We start from the raw sequence: 14,830 nt of genomic DNA on the forward strand, positions 1-14,830 counted from the left end.
GCGGCGAACAGCGCCTTATCCGGGCTACCCTTTGGCGGTGGTAGGTAGCCCCGGTAAGCGTAGCGCCACCGGGGAGCCCGTTTTAGCCGATGGTCATCAGGCTGGCGTTACCGCCTGCCGCCGCGGTGTTAACGCTCAGCGAACGCTCGATATACAGCCGCTCCAGCAGCAGATTGGTTTCGCCGCGGGCGAAGCCCTGCACGGAGACAATCGCCCCGTCGCGCGCCGCCACCTGCTCGCACAGCTCGCGCAGCTGGTCGGAATCGCCGTGGTAGATAACCGCGTCGAAGGCCTGGCCAGGCAACTGCTCCGCTTTGGCAAAGCGAATGCGCTCGCTGACCTCCCGCGGCAGTTTCTTCGCCAGATCGCGCTGCAGGGCGCTGTCCGGCCACAGTACTTCACAACCCACCGCCAGCACAGCCGCCAGCTGGATCAGCGCATCCTGTTCGTTATCCGCTACGCACAGCACGCGCTCGCGCGGCATCAGCGTCAGGGTGTTGCGCTCGCCGGTTGGCCCCGGCAGCAGGCGTTGAGTGCCGCTTTGCGCCTGCTCGCTGTACTGCTGGCACAGCGCCTGCAGCTCAGGACGGCCCGCGGCCCACTGCTGCAGCGCCTGCAGCGGTTTTTCCAGCAGCGTTTTCAGCTGGGCGTCCAGCGGACGCTCCGCATCCTGGCGGGCGAAGGTCACGCCAACCGCGTCCTGCGGACGGCTGGAGAGCAGACGGTACAGATACAGCGGACCGCCGGCTTTCGGACCGGTACCGGACAACCCTTCGCCGCCGAACGGCTGAACGCCGACCACCGCGCCAACCATATTGCGGTTGACGTACAGGTTGCCCACCTTGGCGCTGCCGGTGACCTGGGCGATGGTTTCGTCGATACGGGTATGCACGCCGAGGGTCAGGCCGTAGCCAGAGGCGTTAATCTGCTCGACCAGTTTGTCCAGCTCGTTACGGTTATAGCGCACCACGTGCAGTACCGGGCCGAAGACCTCTTTTTTCAGCTCGTCGAAGCTGTCGAGCTCGATAAGCGTCGGCGGCACGAAGGTCCCGTGACGCCATTCGCGGGCGTCTTCGCTATTCTCGCGCACCGCCTGGTAGACGGTGCGGCCTTTGGCGCGCATCGCCTGAATATGGCGTTCGATATTCTCTTTCGCTTCCGCATCGATAACCGGACCGATATCGGTGGTCAGGCGCCCCGGATTGCCCATCCGGCACTCGCTCATGGCGCCGCGCAGCATGGTTAAGGTGTGATCGGCGACCTCTTCCTGCAGGCATAGCACGCGCAGGGCGGAGCAGCGCTGGCCAGCGCTGTCGAACGCGGAAGCCAGCACGTCGATCACTACCTGCTCGGTGAGCGCCGACGAATCGACGATCATCGCGTTCATCCCGCCGGTTTCGGCGATCAGCGGCGTCGGGCGGCCCTGGGGATCGAGGCGGCTGGCGATATTGCGCTGCAGCAGGGTGGCCACTTCGGTGGAGCCGGTGAACATCACGCCGCGTACGCGCTCATCGGAGGTTAGCGCGGCGCCCACGGTCTCCCCGCGGCCCGGCAGCAGTTGAATAACGCCCGGCGGCACGCCGGCTTCCAGTAGAATCGCCACGCCCTGGGCGGCGATAAGCGGCGTCTGCTCGGCAGGTTTCGCCAGCACGCTGTTGCCGGCCGCCAGCGCGGCGGCAATCTGGCCGGTGAAGATCGCCAGCGGGAAGTTCCACGGGCTGATACAGACCACCGGACCCAGCGGGCGGTGAGTTTCATTATCGAAATCGTCGCGCACCTGGCCGGCGTAATAGTGCAGGAAGTCAACGGCTTCGCGCACTTCAGCGATGGCGTTGCTGAAGGTTTTACCCGCCTCGCGCACCAGGATCCCCATCAGGGTCGGCATTTGGCTTTCCATCAGCACCGCGGCGCGCTCAAGAATGGCGGCGCGCTCCTGCGGCGGAGTGGCGAACCAGATCGGCGCATTGTTGATAGCGCTGGTCAGCGCCTGCTGCACTTCAGCGTCGCTGGCTTCGCGGACGTAGCCGACGATATCTTTCGGCTCTGCCGGGTTAACCACCGGCTGCATTTCGCCTTCGGCCACCGGCTGCTCCAGCATCGGCAATGCCTGCCATTTATGCAGCGCGCTGTTGAGCAGGGAAGAGGAGAGGGAGGCCAGACGGTGCTCGTTCGCCAGATCGAGACCGGCGGAATTGCTCCGGCCGCTGCCGTAGAGATCGCGCGGCAGCGGGATTTTCGGATGCGGCAGGCCGGCCTGGCCTTCCTGCTGCGCCAGTTTTTCTACCGCGCTGACCGGGTCGGCCACCAGCTCGTCCAGCGGCAGGGTATTGTCCGCGATACGGTTGACGAAAGAGGTATTGGCGCCGTTCTCCAGCAGACGACGCACCAGATACGCCAGCAGCGTCTCGTGGGTGCCCACCGGGGCGTAGATCCGGCACGGACGGTTCAGTTTGCCGTCGGCGACCTTGCCCACCACCTGCTCGTACAGCGGTTCGCCCATGCCGTGCAGGCACTGGAACTCATACTGGCCCGGGTAGTAGTTCTGGCCCGCCAGCTGGTAGATAGCCGCCAGAGTATGGGCGTTATGGGTGGCGAACTGCGGGTAAATCAGGTTCGGCACCGCCAGCAGCTTCTTCGCGCAGGCGAGGTAGGAGACGTCGGTGTAAACCTTGCGGGTGTATACCGGATAGCCTTCGAGACCTTCCATCTGCGCGCGTTTAATTTCGCTATCCCAGTAGGCGCCTTTCACCAGACGGATCATCAGGCGACGGCGGCTGCGGGTGGCGAGGTCAATCAGGTAATCAATGACAAACGGACAGCGCTTCTGGTAGGCCTGAATCACGAAGCCAATCCCGTTCCAGCCGGCCAGTTCCGGCTCGAAGCACAGTTTTTCCAGCAGGTCGAGGGAGATCTCCAGACGGTCAGCCTCTTCGGCGTCAATATTGATGCCGATGTCATACTGGCGCGCCAGCAGGGTCAGCGATTTCAGCCGCGGGTAAAGCTCTTCCATCACCCGGTCATACTGCGCGCGGCTGTAGCGCGGGTGCAGCGCGGAGAGCTTAATGGAGATACCCGGACCTTCATAAATGCCGCGGCCGTTGGAGGCTTTGCCGATGGCATGGATCGCCTGCTGATAAGAAACCATATAGGCCTGGGCGTCAGCGGCGGTCAGGGCGGCTTCGCCGAGCATATCGTAGGAGTAGCGGAACCCTTTTTCTTCCAGCTTGCGGGCGTTGGCCAGCGCTTCGGCGATGGTTTCCCCGGTGACGAACTGCTCGCCCATCAGGCGCATCGCCATATCCACGCCTTTGCGGATCAGCGGTTCGCCGCTCTTGCCGATGATGCGGTTCAGGGAGCGGGAGAGGCTGGTCTCGTTATGGGTCGACACCAGTTTTCCGGTGAACAGCAGCCCCCAGGTGGCGGCGTTGACGAACAGCGACGGGCTGCGGCCGATGTGCGACTGCCAGTTGCCGTTGCTGATTTTGTCGCGGATCAGCGCATCGCGGGTGGCTTTATCCGGAATACGCAGCAGGGCTTCCGCCAGGCACATCAGCGCCACCCCTTCCTGTGAAGAGAGGGAGAACTCCTGCAGCAGGCTCTGCACCATGCCGGCGCGGCCGCTGGCGGTTTTCTGGTTGCGCAGTTTTTCCGCCAGCTGATACGCCAGCTTGTGCGCCTGTTCGCCCAGCGGCTGCGGCAGACGGGCCTGCTCCAGCAGCATCGGTACCGCGTCGGTTTCCGGACGTCGCCAGGCGGCGGTGATCGCCGCGCGGCTCACCGACTGCGGCAGGATCTGCTCGGCGAATTCGAGGAACGGCTGATAGGGCTCTTCCGTTGGTTCGCTGGCGTCATCGCTTTCGTTGGCGGCCCCGGAGAGCAGGGCCGGCAGCTCAGGCAGCGTCTCGTCGTTCTCCAGTTTTTCCAGATAATTAAAGATGGCCTGCTTAATCAGCCAGTGCGGCGTGCGGTCAATACGGCTCGCGGCGGATTTAATGCGCTCGCGGGTTGCGTCGTCAAGCTTAACACCCATGGTGGTGGTGCCCATGCTCAAAACTCCTGTCATTTATCGTTAGGCTTATGCGGTTGCATGGAAATATCCACTATGTTGCAACTTTGTGCAACCTTGTTAATTGTGGCTTGTGACGGAAGCCGTGAAATGGCTAATTTGTTAAAAATAACCCCTAAAATAGCAGAAATTTAACCCCGGGCTCATAGGGTATTTGTATGCGTGAGTTAACACTTTTGTTTGGTGCAACCTTTAAAAACGTGAGAGAGTGCAACCTCTAACAAATTGACGTTTTGCGCCGTCGGTTTTTCGTGTAAATGCTGTGTTAAATCGTTTGTGAAAAACCGAAGCTTCCGTCAGGATACGGTCGCCCAATTAAACAATGCGCCATTACCCCGTTCCGGTAGTGGAAAAAAACGACGAAGTTGGACGCTGTCGATAAAAATTCTGGAGACTTTGCATGGCTATTAGCACACCGATGCTGGTGACATTTATTGTTTATATTTTTGGTATGGTATTGATAGGGTTTATTGCCTGGCGTTCGACCAAAAACTTCGATGATTATATTCTCGGGGGAAGGAGTCTGGGGCCATTTGTGACCGCGCTTTCCGCAGGGGCGTCGGATATGAGCGGCTGGCTGCTGATGGGCCTGCCAGGGGCGATTTTTCTCTCCGGGATTTCCGAAAGCTGGATCGCCATTGGCTTAACGCTGGGGGCGTGGATTAACTGGAAGCTGGTGGCCGGTCGCCTGCGCGTGCATACCGAGGTGAATAATAACGCCCTGACGCTGCCCGATTATTTTACCGGCCGTTTTGAAGATAAAAGCCGGGTGCTGAGAATTATTTCGGCGCTGGTTATTCTGCTGTTCTTTACCATCTATTGCGCTTCAGGAATTGTCGCGGGGGCGCGTCTGTTTGAAAGCACCTTCGGCATGAGTTATGAAACCGCACTGTGGGCCGGGGCGGCGGCGACGATTATCTATACCTTCGTCGGCGGCTTCCTCGCCGTTAGCTGGACCGATACCGTGCAGGCCAGCCTGATGATTTTCGCGCTGATCCTCACCCCGGTGATCGTGATTATTTCCGTCGGCGGCTTTGGCGATTCGCTGGAAGTGATTAAGCAGAAGAGCATCGAAAATATCGACATGCTGAAAGGGCTGAACTTCGTGGCGATTATCTCGCTGATGGGCTGGGGGCTGGGTTATTTCGGTCAGCCGCATATTCTGGCGCGCTTTATGGCGGCGGATTCGCACCACAGCATCGTTCACGCACGTCGCATTAGTATGACCTGGATGATCCTCTGCCTCGGCGGGGCGGTGGCCGTCGGCTTCTTTGGCATCGCCTACTTCAATAACAACCCGAGCCTGGCGGGCGCGGTTAACCAGAACGCCGAGCGCGTGTTTATCGAACTGGCGCAAATCCTGTTTAACCCGTGGATTGCCGGGATCCTGCTGTCGGCGATTCTGGCGGCGGTGATGTCCACCCTGAGCTGTCAGCTGCTGGTCTGCTCGAGCGCAATTACCGAAGACCTGTATAAAGCCTTCCTGCGTAAAAACGCCGGTCAGAAAGAGCTGGTGTGGGTGGGCCGTATGATGGTGCTGGTGGTTGCCCTGGTGGCCATTGCCCTGGCGGCCAATCCGGAAAACCGCGTGCTGGGTCTGGTGAGCTACGCCTGGGCTGGCTTCGGCGCCGCCTTTGGCCCGGTGGTCCTGTTCTCGGTAATGTGGTCGCGCATGACCCGTAACGGCGCGCTGGCCGGGATGGTGATTGGCGCCCTGACCGTGATCGTCTGGAAGCAGTTTGGCTGGCTGGGCCTGTATGAAATTATTCCGGGCTTCGTCTTCGGCAGCATCGGGATTGTGGTCTTTAGCCTGCTGGATAAAGCGCCGTCGGCCAGCATGCAGCAGCGCTTTGCCGAAGCGGATGCCCACTACCATACGCCGCCGCCGGTACGCGCCACGGCTGAGTAAGATCATCTAATGCTCACGAGCCCGCCGCTGGCGGGCTTTTTATTGCCTGGTGCCGTGCCGGAATATTATAACCCTTGCTAATTATCTGAAAATCCGCTGATATTTCCTGACTAATAACAATGAGGATAGCAAAGATGACGTTCAGACAGGGTGCAATGGCGCTGGTGCTGGCAGGGTTACTCAGCGGCTGCGTGGCGGGTGGAAGTTCATCGACCAGCGCGCCGAAGCCCGGCGTCTGCCCGGCGGATAAGTCCATGGTGCAAACCACGCTTTACTTCGGTCTGAGCCGCCCGGCGGGGAAAGACATCACCGCTGAAGAGTGGCAACAGTTTGTCGACCGTGACGTCACGCCGCGCTTTCGCGACGGGCTGACGGTGTTTGATGCCCACGGCCAGTGGCTTGGCCAGAATGGTCAGGTGGTGCGGGAGCAGAGCAAGGCGCTGATGGTGATCCATGGGCATGACGCGCAGAGCGAGGCCGGTATTGAGGCTCTGCGCCAGGGCTATAAATCACGCTTCGCGCAGGAGTCGGTGATGCGTGTCGACCAGCCGGTCTGCGTGCAGTTCTGAGTAAACGGCGGGGGCAGCCCCGCCGTTTGTTTTACAGCACCAGCCCGGCGAAGCTGGCGGAAAGCAGGCTCACCAGCGTGGCGCTATACACCAGCCGCAGGCCGAAGCGGGAGACGATATTGCCCTGCGGTTCATTCAGGCCTTTGATCGCCCCGGCGATAATGCCGATCGAGGCAAAGTTGGCAAACGACACCAGGAATACCGAGAGAATGCCGAGCCCGCGAGGGGTCATGCTGGCGGCAATCTTTTGCAGCTCAATCATCGCCACAAATTCGTTAGCGACCAGTTTGGTGGCCATGATGCTGCCGGCGTTTAGCGCATCGCTCAGCGGGATGCCGATAAGCCACGCCAGCGGATAAAAGACGTAGCCGAGGATCTGCTGGAAGCTGAGACCAAACAGGGTGGCGAATAGCGCGTTAATGGCGCTGATCAGGGCGATAAAACCGATCAGCATCGCCAGAATAATCATCGCCACTTTAAAGCCGGCCAGAATATATTCCCCGAGCATTTCAAAGAAACTCTGCGATTCATGCAGCTTCTCGAGTTTTATTTCCTGCTCGCTGCCCGGCCGCGTCGGGTTAATTACCGACAGCACGATAAAGGTGCTGAACATATTGAGGATCAGCGCTGCGACGACATATTTGGCGTCCAGCATGGTCATATAGGCGCCGACAATCGACAGCGATACGGTCGACATGGCCGTCGCCGCCATAGTGAACAGTCGCCGTGAGGAGAGGTCGCCCAGTACGCCCTTGTAGGCAATGAAGTTCTCCGATTGACCGAGGATCAGCGAGCTGACGGCGTTGAAAGATTCCAGCTTACCCATGCCGTTTACTTTCGACAGCAGGGTGCCAATCACGCGAATAAAAATCGGCAGGATCCGCCAGTGCTGGAGAATACCAATCAGCGCGGAAATAAACACAATCGGACACAGGACGCCCAGGAAAATAAAGGCTAAGCCTTTTTCGCTCATGCCGCCAAAGACGAAATTGGTCCCTTCGGCGGCAAAGCCTAACAGCGAAGCAAAAAAGCCGGAAATATTTTTTACCAGCCACAGGCCGCTTTCGGCGTGCAGGAAAAAGAAAGCGAGCGCTATTTCGATAATAATCAACTGGAGAATATAACGAATACGAATTTTTTGTCTGTCGTAGCTGACAAGCCAGGCCAGGGCGAGGATCACCGCCAGCGCCAGCAGGAAATGAAAAAATGCAGTCATGTTGTTCTTTTCGCAAGTCAATAAGGCCGCCATTTAGCCATAGCCGCTACGGCGGGTAAATATCTGGCGTAAAAAATCCTTTGCTTATTCTTTCCCTTCATAACAGGCGAATATTTTCATAAGTCATTATTTGTCAGCGATTTATTTACAACTGATCATCATTCTCTGCACATTTCGCTTGTGTTTCTGAGCATTGTAATGATAATCACTATCATAAATATTACCTGTTTTTGCATTCGTTGACGGTGCTTTACATTTAAGGGTATTGGCATGTTTGTCCCATTTCTCATTATGTTACGCGAAGGCCTGGAGGCGGCGCTGATTGTCAGCCTGATCGCCAGCTATCTTAAACGCACCCAGCGCGGCAACTGGATTGGCGTGATGTGGATTGGCGTGATCCTCGCGGCGGCGCTATGTCTTGGCTTAGGCATTTTTATCAACGAAACCACCGGTGAATTTCCTCAGCGTGAACAGGAACTGTTCGAAGGGATCGTCGCGGTCATTGCGGTGGTGATCCTGACGTGGATGGTCTTCTGGATGCGCAATGTCTCACGCAACGTCAAGCAGCAGCTGGAGCAGGCCGTGGACAAGGCGCTGCAGCGCGGTAATCACCACGGCTGGGCGCTGGTGATGATGGTCTTTTTCGCGGTCGCCCGTGAGGGGCTGGAGTCGGTCTTCTTTCTGCTGGCGGCCTTCCAGCAGGATGTCGGCATCTGGCCGCCGCTGGGGGCGCTGCTGGGTCTGGCCACCGCTATCGTGCTGGGCTTCCTGATCTACTGGGGCGGTATCCGCCTTAACCTTGGCGTGTTCTTCAAATGGACCAGCCTGTTTATTCTGCTGGTGGCCGCTGGCCTGGCCGCGGGGGCGATCCGCGCCTTCCACGAGGCGGGCCTGTGGAACCTGTTCCAGGATACCGCCTTCGATCTGAGCAACGTGCTGTCGACGCATACGCTGTTCGGCACGCTGCTGGAAGGGATCTTCGGTTATCAGGAGACGCCGAGCGTCAGCGAAGTGGCTGTCTATCTGCTTTATCTGATCCCGGCGCTGGTGCTGTTTGCCCTGCCGCCGCGGAATAATACCACTGCCTCGCGGGCTGCCTGACCGGGCGCTGCGAGCTTATAAGCGACACTCTACTTACCGAAAGGGATGATCATGATGATTCATTTTCGCCGTAATGCGCTGCGGGTGACCGTGGCCGCGCTGCTCAGCTCTGCATTCGGTGCTCAGGCTGCGGATATCCCGCAGGTCAAAGTCACCGTCAACGACAAGCAGTGCGAGCCGATGCAGGTGACCGTTAACGCGGGTAAAACCCAGTTTATTATTCAGAACCACAGCCAGAAAGCGCTGGAGTGGGAGATTCTGAAAGGGGTGATGGTGGTGGAAGAGCGCGAAAACATCGCGCCGGGCTTTACTCAGAAGCTCACCGCGAACCTGCAGCCGGGCGAATATGACATGACCTGTGGCCTGCTCACCAACCCGAAAGGCAAACTGATCGTCACCGGCGCCGCCACCAAAGACGCGGCGAAAGCGGATGCGGTGCTGAGCCTCGGCGACGCGATCACCGCCTATAAAGCCTATGTGACGGCGGAAACCGCGCAGCTGGTTAGCGGCACCAAAGCCTTTACCGACGCGGTGAAAGCCGGCGATATCGAAAAAGCGAAAGCGCTGTACGCCCCGACGCGTCAGCATTACGAGCGCATCGAGCCCATTGCCGAGCTGTTCTCTGACCTTGACGGCAGCATCGACGCCCGCGAAGACGACTTCGAGAAAAAAGCGGAAGATCCGAAATTTACCGGTTTCCACCGTCTGGAAAAAGCGCTGTTTGGCGATAACAGCGTCAAGGGGATGGAAAAATATGCCGATCAGCTGAACAGCGATGTGCTGGAGCTGCAAAAGCGTATCAGCGAGCTGGCGTTCCCGCCGTCAAAAGTCGTGGGCGGCGCGGCAGGATTAATTGAGGAAGTCGCGGCCAGCAAGATCAGCGGTGAAGAAGATCGCTACAGCCATACCGATCTGTGGGACTTCCAGGCCAACATTGACGGCGCGCAGAAAATTGTCGACCTGCTGCGCCCGCAGCTGCAAAAAGAGAACAGCGCGCTGCTGGCGAAAGTGGACGCCAACTTTAAGAAAGTGGACAGCATCCTCAGCAAATATCGCACCAAAGACGGTTTCGAGACCTACGATAAGCTGACCACCGCCGACCGTAATGCGCTGAAAGGGCCGATCACCACCCTGGCGGAAGATCTGGCTCAGCTGCGCGGGATCCTGGGGCTGGACTAAGTCGATGGCACAGCAGAAACCCCACGACGTGAACGAGCCGTCACGTCGTCGCTTACTGAAAGGGATCGGCGCGCTTGGCGGCGCGCTGGCCATCACCGGCGGCTGCCCGGTAGCGCATGCGGCAAAAGCGGAAAGTTCCCCGGGGACGCTCACACCCGACGCGCGCCAGGAAAAGCAGCCATTCTATGGCCGGCATCAGGCGGGCATTCTGACGCCGCAGCAGGCTTCGATGATGCTGGTGGCCTTCGATGTGCTGGCGGCTGATAAAGCCGACCTCGAGCGGCTGTTTCGACTGCTGACCCAGCGTATCGCCTTTTTAACCCAGGGCGGCCCGGCGCCGGACACGCCGAATCCGCGGCTGCCGCCGATGGATTCCGGCATCCTGGGGCCGTGGATTGCGCCAGATAACCTGACCATCACCGTCTCGGTCGGCCATTCGCTATTTGATGAGCGCTTTGGCCTGGCGGATAAAGCACCGAAAAAGCTGCAGCCGATGACCCGCTTCCCCAACGATTCGCTGGATGCCGCGCTGTGCCATGGCGACCTGCTGCTGCAGATCTGCGCCAATACTCAGGATACGGTGATCCACGCCCTGCGTGATGTCATCAAACATACGCCGGATCTGCTGAGCGTGCGCTGGAAGCGGGAAGGGTTTATCTCCGACAGCGCGGCGCGCAGCAAAGGCAAAGAGACCCCCATCAACCTGTTGGGGTTTAAGGACGGCACCGCTAACCCGGCGAGCCACGACAGAGCGTTGATGGATAAGGTAGTGTGGGTGACAGTCGATCAGGACGAGCCGGCCTGGACCGTGGGCGGCAGCTATCAGGCGGCGCGAATTATCCAGTTTCACGTGGAGTTCTGGGATCGGACGCCGCTCAAGGAGCAGCAGACGATCTTTGGTCGCGACAAGCACACCGGTGCGCCGCTGGGGATGAAAAACGAACACGATACCCCGGATTACAGTAAAGATCCTAACGGCGAAGTCATTGCGCTGGATAGCCATATTCGTCTGGCCAATCCCCGCACGCCGGAAACCCAGTCCAGCCTGATGATGCGCCGCGGCTACAGCTATTCGCTGGGGGTTACTAACGCCGGACAACTGGATATGGGGCTGTTATTCGTTTGCTATCAGCACGATCTGGAAAAGGGTTTTCTGACGGTGCAGAAACGGCTTAACGGCGAGGCGCTGGAGGAGTATGTCAAACCGATCGGCGGGGGCTACTTCTTTGTTTTACCCGGCGTAGTGGATGAAAAACACTATCTGGGAGAGTCGCTGCTGCAGGCCTGATACCAACCCTGCCCGTAAGGGCAGGGCGTTTTCTGCTGTTTTTCTCATTTTTCTTATATTTCCTGCCATGTGTTATATTTCTGTAATACAAATGACCGATAGTCTCCTACACTTGCTTAAGAACTATTTGTTGCGTCATTGTGAAAAATAAGTTGCATTAAGAATCTTTTTTGATGTACTTATTACATACGCGGTAGTTCCCGGCAGTGTGACGTTTCACTATGGAGATCGCGAATGGTAAGGTCCCGTACCGGACAACGTAAAACCTCAGACCGTACTCTTCAGCACGGAAGCCCCGCTTCCGGCAGCGATTTTCTTACTCTTTCTCTCTCCGCTTCGCATTATTACAACCTTGGCAGGGTACGCGGTGCGCGTAGCCGCGACTCGTTGTCAGTTCTACCGGCAAGCAATGGCTTACAAGGAAGCCAAACCTCAATCGTTCGTGCGCATAGTCGTGTCGATGTTGACGCGTGTGATGTAAACCAACAACGCAAGGTGCTATCCATGGGAAGACAAAAAGCAGTGATCAAAGCTCGTCGTGAAGCAAAACGTGTGCTGAGACGGGATTCACGCAGCCATAAGCAGCGTGAAGAAGAATCGGTCACATCGCTTGTGCAAATGAGTGGCGTAGAAGCAATTGGCATGGCGCGGGACAGCCGTGATACTTCCCCAATTGAGGCGCGCAATGAGGCTCAGGCGCATTATTTGAATGCCATCGACAATAAGCAGCTGATTTTCGCTACCGGCGAAGCTGGATGCGGCAAGACCTGGATCAGTGCGGCGAAGGCAGCTGAAGCCCTGATCCATAAGGATGTGGACAGAATTATTGTTACCCGTCCCGTTCTGCAGGCCGACGAAGATCTCGGCTTCTTACCGGGAGATATCGCCGAGAAGTTCGCTCCCTATTTCCGACCGGTTTACGATGTGCTGGTGAAAAGGCTGGGGGCTTCCTTTATGCAGTACTGCCTGCGTCCGGAAATCGGCAAGGTGGAAATCGCGCCGTTCGCCTATATGCGCGGACGTACCTTTGAAAATGCGGTGGTGATTCTGGACGAGGCCCAGAACGTGACCGCAGCGCAAATGAAGATGTTTTTAACCCGCCTCGGGGAGAACGTGACGGTCATCGTCAATGGCGATATCACCCAGTGCGACTTGCCCTCTGGCGTGAGATCTGGCCTGAGCGATGCGCTGGCGCGTTTTGAGGAAGACGAGATGATCGGCATCGTGCGTTTCACCACCGATGACTGCGTGCGCTCGGCCCTCTGCCAGCGGACGCTGAAAGCCTATTATTAATCGTCATACTGTGAGCAAGGCCCGGGCTAGCCCGGGCTTTGTTGTTTTTGGGCATCTTCCCGGCGGTACTGCGCGTGGCCGGACTACCTGGCGGGTAGGGTCTGGTAGCCCGGGAGAGGCATTGCTGCCGACCCCGGGGATGTCTGCGGTGCCACATGCGAAAAAAAAGCCCGTACTTGCGTACGAGCTCTTCTTAAAATATGGCGGTGAGGGGGGGATTGACTCGCTTCGCTCGCCCCTGCGGGGCAGCCCGCTCGCAGGCTTGCGGTCTGTCCAACTGGCGTTGCCAGTTGTCGAACCCCGGTCGGGGGTTCTCATCCCCCCCTGCGGAGAATATAAAAGAAAAGAGCCCGTACTTGCGTACAGGCTCTCATCTCGAATATGGCGGTGAGGGGGGGATTCGAACCCCCGATACGTTGCCGTATACACACTTTCCAGGCGTGCTCCTTCAGCCACTCGGACACCTCACCATATTGTCTTGCTGCTCACCTTGGGTGGGCAACGGGGCGCTACTATAGGGAGTTGCGTTAAAACGGTCAAGCATATTTTCTTCTTTCTTTGCCGTTCGCTCACGCAATGAACAATGCCCCGCTGCGGCTCAGCGGGGCGGGCGTTTTAGCGCTGGGAATCCAGCTGTTCGTTATTCTTCACGACGTCCTGCGCTTTGCTGTAGCTTTCGATCAGCAGCTGGTAGGCCGGGAAGACTTTGGTGTACACCTCCGCCCATTCTGCGGCGTCCGGGCGATTCCAGGTGCGCTGCAGCTCAGAGGCGACGGCGGCGGTATCCATTGGCACTACGCCGGCCTGTACCACGCGAGCCAGGGTGATCTCCTGCGCCATTTTGCTGTAGGTGCCGGAAGCGTCAATCACGGCAAACACTTTATAACCGTCGGCGACAGCGGCGATAGCCGGGAAGGCCATGCAGACGCTGGTGATGGTCCCGGCGATAATCAGCGTTTTACGACCGGTCGCTTTCACCGCGGCGACGAATTCCGGGTTATCCCAGGCGTTAATCTCACCTTTACGGGCGATGTATTTCGCATGTGGCGCGTTTTCATGAATCTCCGGGATCAGCGGACCGTTCGGCCCCTGCGGCACGGAGGCGGTCGTGATCACCGGGATCCCGGCAAGCGACGCCATCTTGGCCAGCGCGGCGGCGCGAGCGCGCAGCTCTGGCATCGGCATATCGCCGACGGTCTGGAACAGACCGCTCTGATGGTCAATCAACAGCATTGCGGTATCGTTAACATCAATCACCGGACGAGCACCGTTAAAGTTAGCGGGAGTAGACATAGTATTCACCTCAATCAGTTAGATTTGGCCAAAGCGGCCGCTGTTAAAATCGCGTACAGCTTCTGCGATCTGCGTTTTGTTATTCATGACAAACGGGCCATAGCCCACAATCGGCTCCTGTAGCGGTTCTCCGGCCATCAGCAGAACTTTTGCTGGGGCGGTCGCCTCCAGATGCACTGCGTCACCTGCCTGGCTCAGGACGGCCAGCTGGCCTTCGCGAGCAGATTCGGAACCGTTAATGATCACTTCCCCTTCCAGCACCACCAGCGCGGTACTCCAGCCCTCCGGTTGGCGCAGCGTGAGGTCGTGCCCCTGATTCAGCTGCAGATCCCACACGTTAAGCGGTGAGAAGGTATGGGCCGGGCCGCTGACGTCGTCATACTGGCCGGCAATAACCCGAACCTGTCCGGCGCCGTTCGCCAGCGCCACGGTGGGGATCGTCCCGGCGGTAATACTCTGGTAGCCGGGGGCCGCCATTTTGTCTTTCGCGGGCAGGTTGACCCACAGCTGGATCATCTTCAGCTCGCCGCCGCTGCGGGTGAAGGCCTCCGAGTGGAACTCTTCGTGCAGGATCCCGGCGCCCGCCGTCATCCACTGCACGTCGCCTGGACCAATCACCCCGCCGCGTCCGGTGGAGTCGCGATGCTCTACTTCACCGGCGTAGACGATGGTGACGGTTTCAAATCCGCGATGCGGATGCTCACCGACGCCGCGTTTTTCGCTGCCCGCCGGGAAGGTGTACGGCCCGGCATAGTCGAGCAGTAAGAAGGGGCTCAGCTGCTGGCCGTGCGTCTGATAGGAAAACATCGAGCGAACCGGGAAGCCGTCGCCTACCCAATGCTGCGCAGGCGCGGTGTAGACTCCTGTGATCTGTTTCATGGCTTTCTCCTGTGTATCGGTATCTGATGTGAATAAG

10 protein-coding genes, 1 tRNA gene and 1 other RNA gene are annotated in these 14,830 nt (G+C 58.5%); 6 read left to right on the forward strand and 6 right to left on the reverse strand.

Annotation, left to right across the window (positions count from 1 at the left end):
* Positions 1–82 precede the first annotated feature (82 nt).
* Entirely contained in the window at positions 83–4,045 is a 3,963-nt protein-coding gene (putA, locus tag BHE81_RS21165) for a trifunctional transcriptional regulator/proline dehydrogenase/L-glutamate gamma-semialdehyde dehydrogenase (RefSeq protein WP_004183621.1), read from the reverse strand.
* Between the two features lie 421 nt (positions 4,046–4,466).
* Here putA and putP point away from each other — a divergent pair, with 421 nt between their 5' ends.
* Together putP and BHE81_RS21175 are read left to right on the forward strand one after the other, a co-directional pair.
* Positions 4,467–5,975, forward strand: coding sequence for a sodium/proline symporter PutP (gene putP / locus BHE81_RS21170; RefSeq protein WP_004147889.1), 1,509 nt, complete (start codon positions 4,467–4,469; stop codon positions 5,973–5,975).
* A 134-nt stretch (positions 5,976–6,109) separates the two neighbouring features.
* A complete protein-coding gene (locus tag BHE81_RS21175) occupies positions 6,110–6,544 on the forward strand; it encodes a DUF3574 domain-containing protein (protein ID WP_004150827.1) in 435 nt (144 codons plus the stop codon).
* Between the two features lie 31 nt (positions 6,545–6,575).
* Here BHE81_RS21175 and BHE81_RS21180 read toward each other — a convergent pair whose 3' ends face one another.
* A complete protein-coding gene (locus BHE81_RS21180; protein WP_002898911.1) occupies positions 6,576–7,760 on the reverse strand; it encodes a NupC/NupG family nucleoside CNT transporter in 1,185 nt (394 codons plus the stop codon).
* Between the two features lie 270 nt (positions 7,761–8,030).
* Between BHE81_RS21180 and efeU the strand changes: the two genes are divergently transcribed.
* The 4 genes from efeU (at position 8,031) to phoH (ending at position 12,621) form a co-directional block, all read left to right on the forward strand.
* A complete protein-coding gene (gene efeU, locus BHE81_RS21185; RefSeq protein WP_002898913.1) occupies positions 8,031–8,861 on the forward strand; it encodes an iron uptake transporter permease EfeU in 831 nt (276 codons plus the stop codon).
* 51 nt (positions 8,862–8,912) lie between these two features.
* The gene (gene efeO / locus BHE81_RS21190; protein WP_004157740.1) at positions 8,913–10,040 is read left to right on the forward strand and encodes an iron uptake system protein EfeO; all 1,128 of its coding nucleotides are present in this window, start codon (positions 8,913–8,915) and stop codon (positions 10,038–10,040) included.
* A 4-nt stretch (positions 10,041–10,044) separates the two neighbouring features.
* Positions 10,045–11,328, forward strand: a complete 1,284-nt coding sequence (gene efeB, locus BHE81_RS21195) for an iron uptake transporter deferrochelatase/peroxidase subunit (protein ID WP_004191012.1) — start codon at positions 10,045–10,047, stop codon at positions 11,326–11,328.
* A 504-nt stretch (positions 11,329–11,832) separates the two neighbouring features.
* On the forward strand, positions 11,833–12,621 hold the full coding sequence (gene phoH / locus BHE81_RS21200) for a phosphate starvation-inducible protein PhoH (RefSeq protein ID WP_002898923.1): 789 nt from the start codon (positions 11,833–11,835) through the stop codon (positions 12,619–12,621).
* 201 nt (positions 12,622–12,822) lie between these two features.
* On the opposite strand, the gene BHE81_RS21205 is transcribed toward phoH, so the two are convergent.
* The 4 genes from BHE81_RS21205 to BHE81_RS21220 all read right to left on the reverse strand — a co-directional run bounded on the left by BHE81_RS21205 (position 12,823) and on the right by BHE81_RS21220 (position 14,793).
* A non-coding RNA gene (locus BHE81_RS21205) (RtT sRNA) lies at positions 12,823–12,960 on the reverse strand.
* A 43-nt stretch (positions 12,961–13,003) separates the two neighbouring features.
* Positions 13,004–13,091: transfer RNA gene (locus BHE81_RS21210), tRNA-Ser, on the reverse strand.
* Between the two features lie 145 nt (positions 13,092–13,236).
* Positions 13,237–13,914 carry an isochorismatase family protein gene (locus tag BHE81_RS21215; protein WP_002898927.1) on the reverse strand — a complete coding sequence of 226 codons (678 nt, stop codon included), beginning with the start codon at positions 13,912–13,914 and terminating at the stop codon, positions 13,237–13,239.
* A gap of 18 nt (positions 13,915–13,932) precedes the next feature.
* Complete coding sequence (locus BHE81_RS21220) at positions 13,933–14,793, reverse strand: pirin family protein (RefSeq protein WP_004176599.1); 861 nt, start codon at positions 14,791–14,793, stop codon at positions 13,933–13,935.
* Between the last annotated feature and the right edge of the window lie 37 nt (positions 14,794–14,830).

The organism is Klebsiella sp. AqSCr (genome assembly GCF_008452795.1).
Classification (GTDB): Bacteria; Pseudomonadota; Gammaproteobacteria; order Enterobacterales; family Enterobacteriaceae; genus Klebsiella; species Klebsiella pneumoniae.

Bases quoted from the DNA above. Each gene is read 5' to 3' on its own strand.
- putA (WP_004183621.1), bottom strand. From the start codon at position 4,045: ATGGGCACCACCACCATGGGTGTTAAGCTTGACGACGCAACCCGCGAG.
- putP (WP_004147889.1), top strand. From the start codon at position 4,467: ATGGCTATTAGCACACCGATGCTGGTGACATTTATTGTTTATATTTTT.
- BHE81_RS21175 (WP_004150827.1), top strand. From the start codon at position 6,110: ATGACGTTCAGACAGGGTGCAATGGCGCTGGTGCTGGCAGGGTTACTC.
- BHE81_RS21180 (WP_002898911.1), bottom strand. From the start codon at position 7,760: ATGACTGCATTTTTTCATTTCCTGCTGGCGCTGGCGGTGATCCTCGCC.
- efeU (WP_002898913.1), top strand. From the start codon at position 8,031: ATGTTTGTCCCATTTCTCATTATGTTACGCGAAGGCCTGGAGGCGGCG.
- efeO (WP_004157740.1), top strand. From the start codon at position 8,913: ATGATGATTCATTTTCGCCGTAATGCGCTGCGGGTGACCGTGGCCGCG.
- efeB (WP_004191012.1), top strand. From the start codon at position 10,045: ATGGCACAGCAGAAACCCCACGACGTGAACGAGCCGTCACGTCGTCGC.
- phoH (WP_002898923.1), top strand. From the start codon at position 11,833: ATGGGAAGACAAAAAGCAGTGATCAAAGCTCGTCGTGAAGCAAAACGT.
- BHE81_RS21215 (WP_002898927.1), bottom strand. From the start codon at position 13,914: ATGTCTACTCCCGCTAACTTTAACGGTGCTCGTCCGGTGATTGATGTT.
- BHE81_RS21220 (WP_004176599.1), bottom strand. From the start codon at position 14,793: ATGAAACAGATCACAGGAGTCTACACCGCGCCTGCGCAGCATTGGGTA.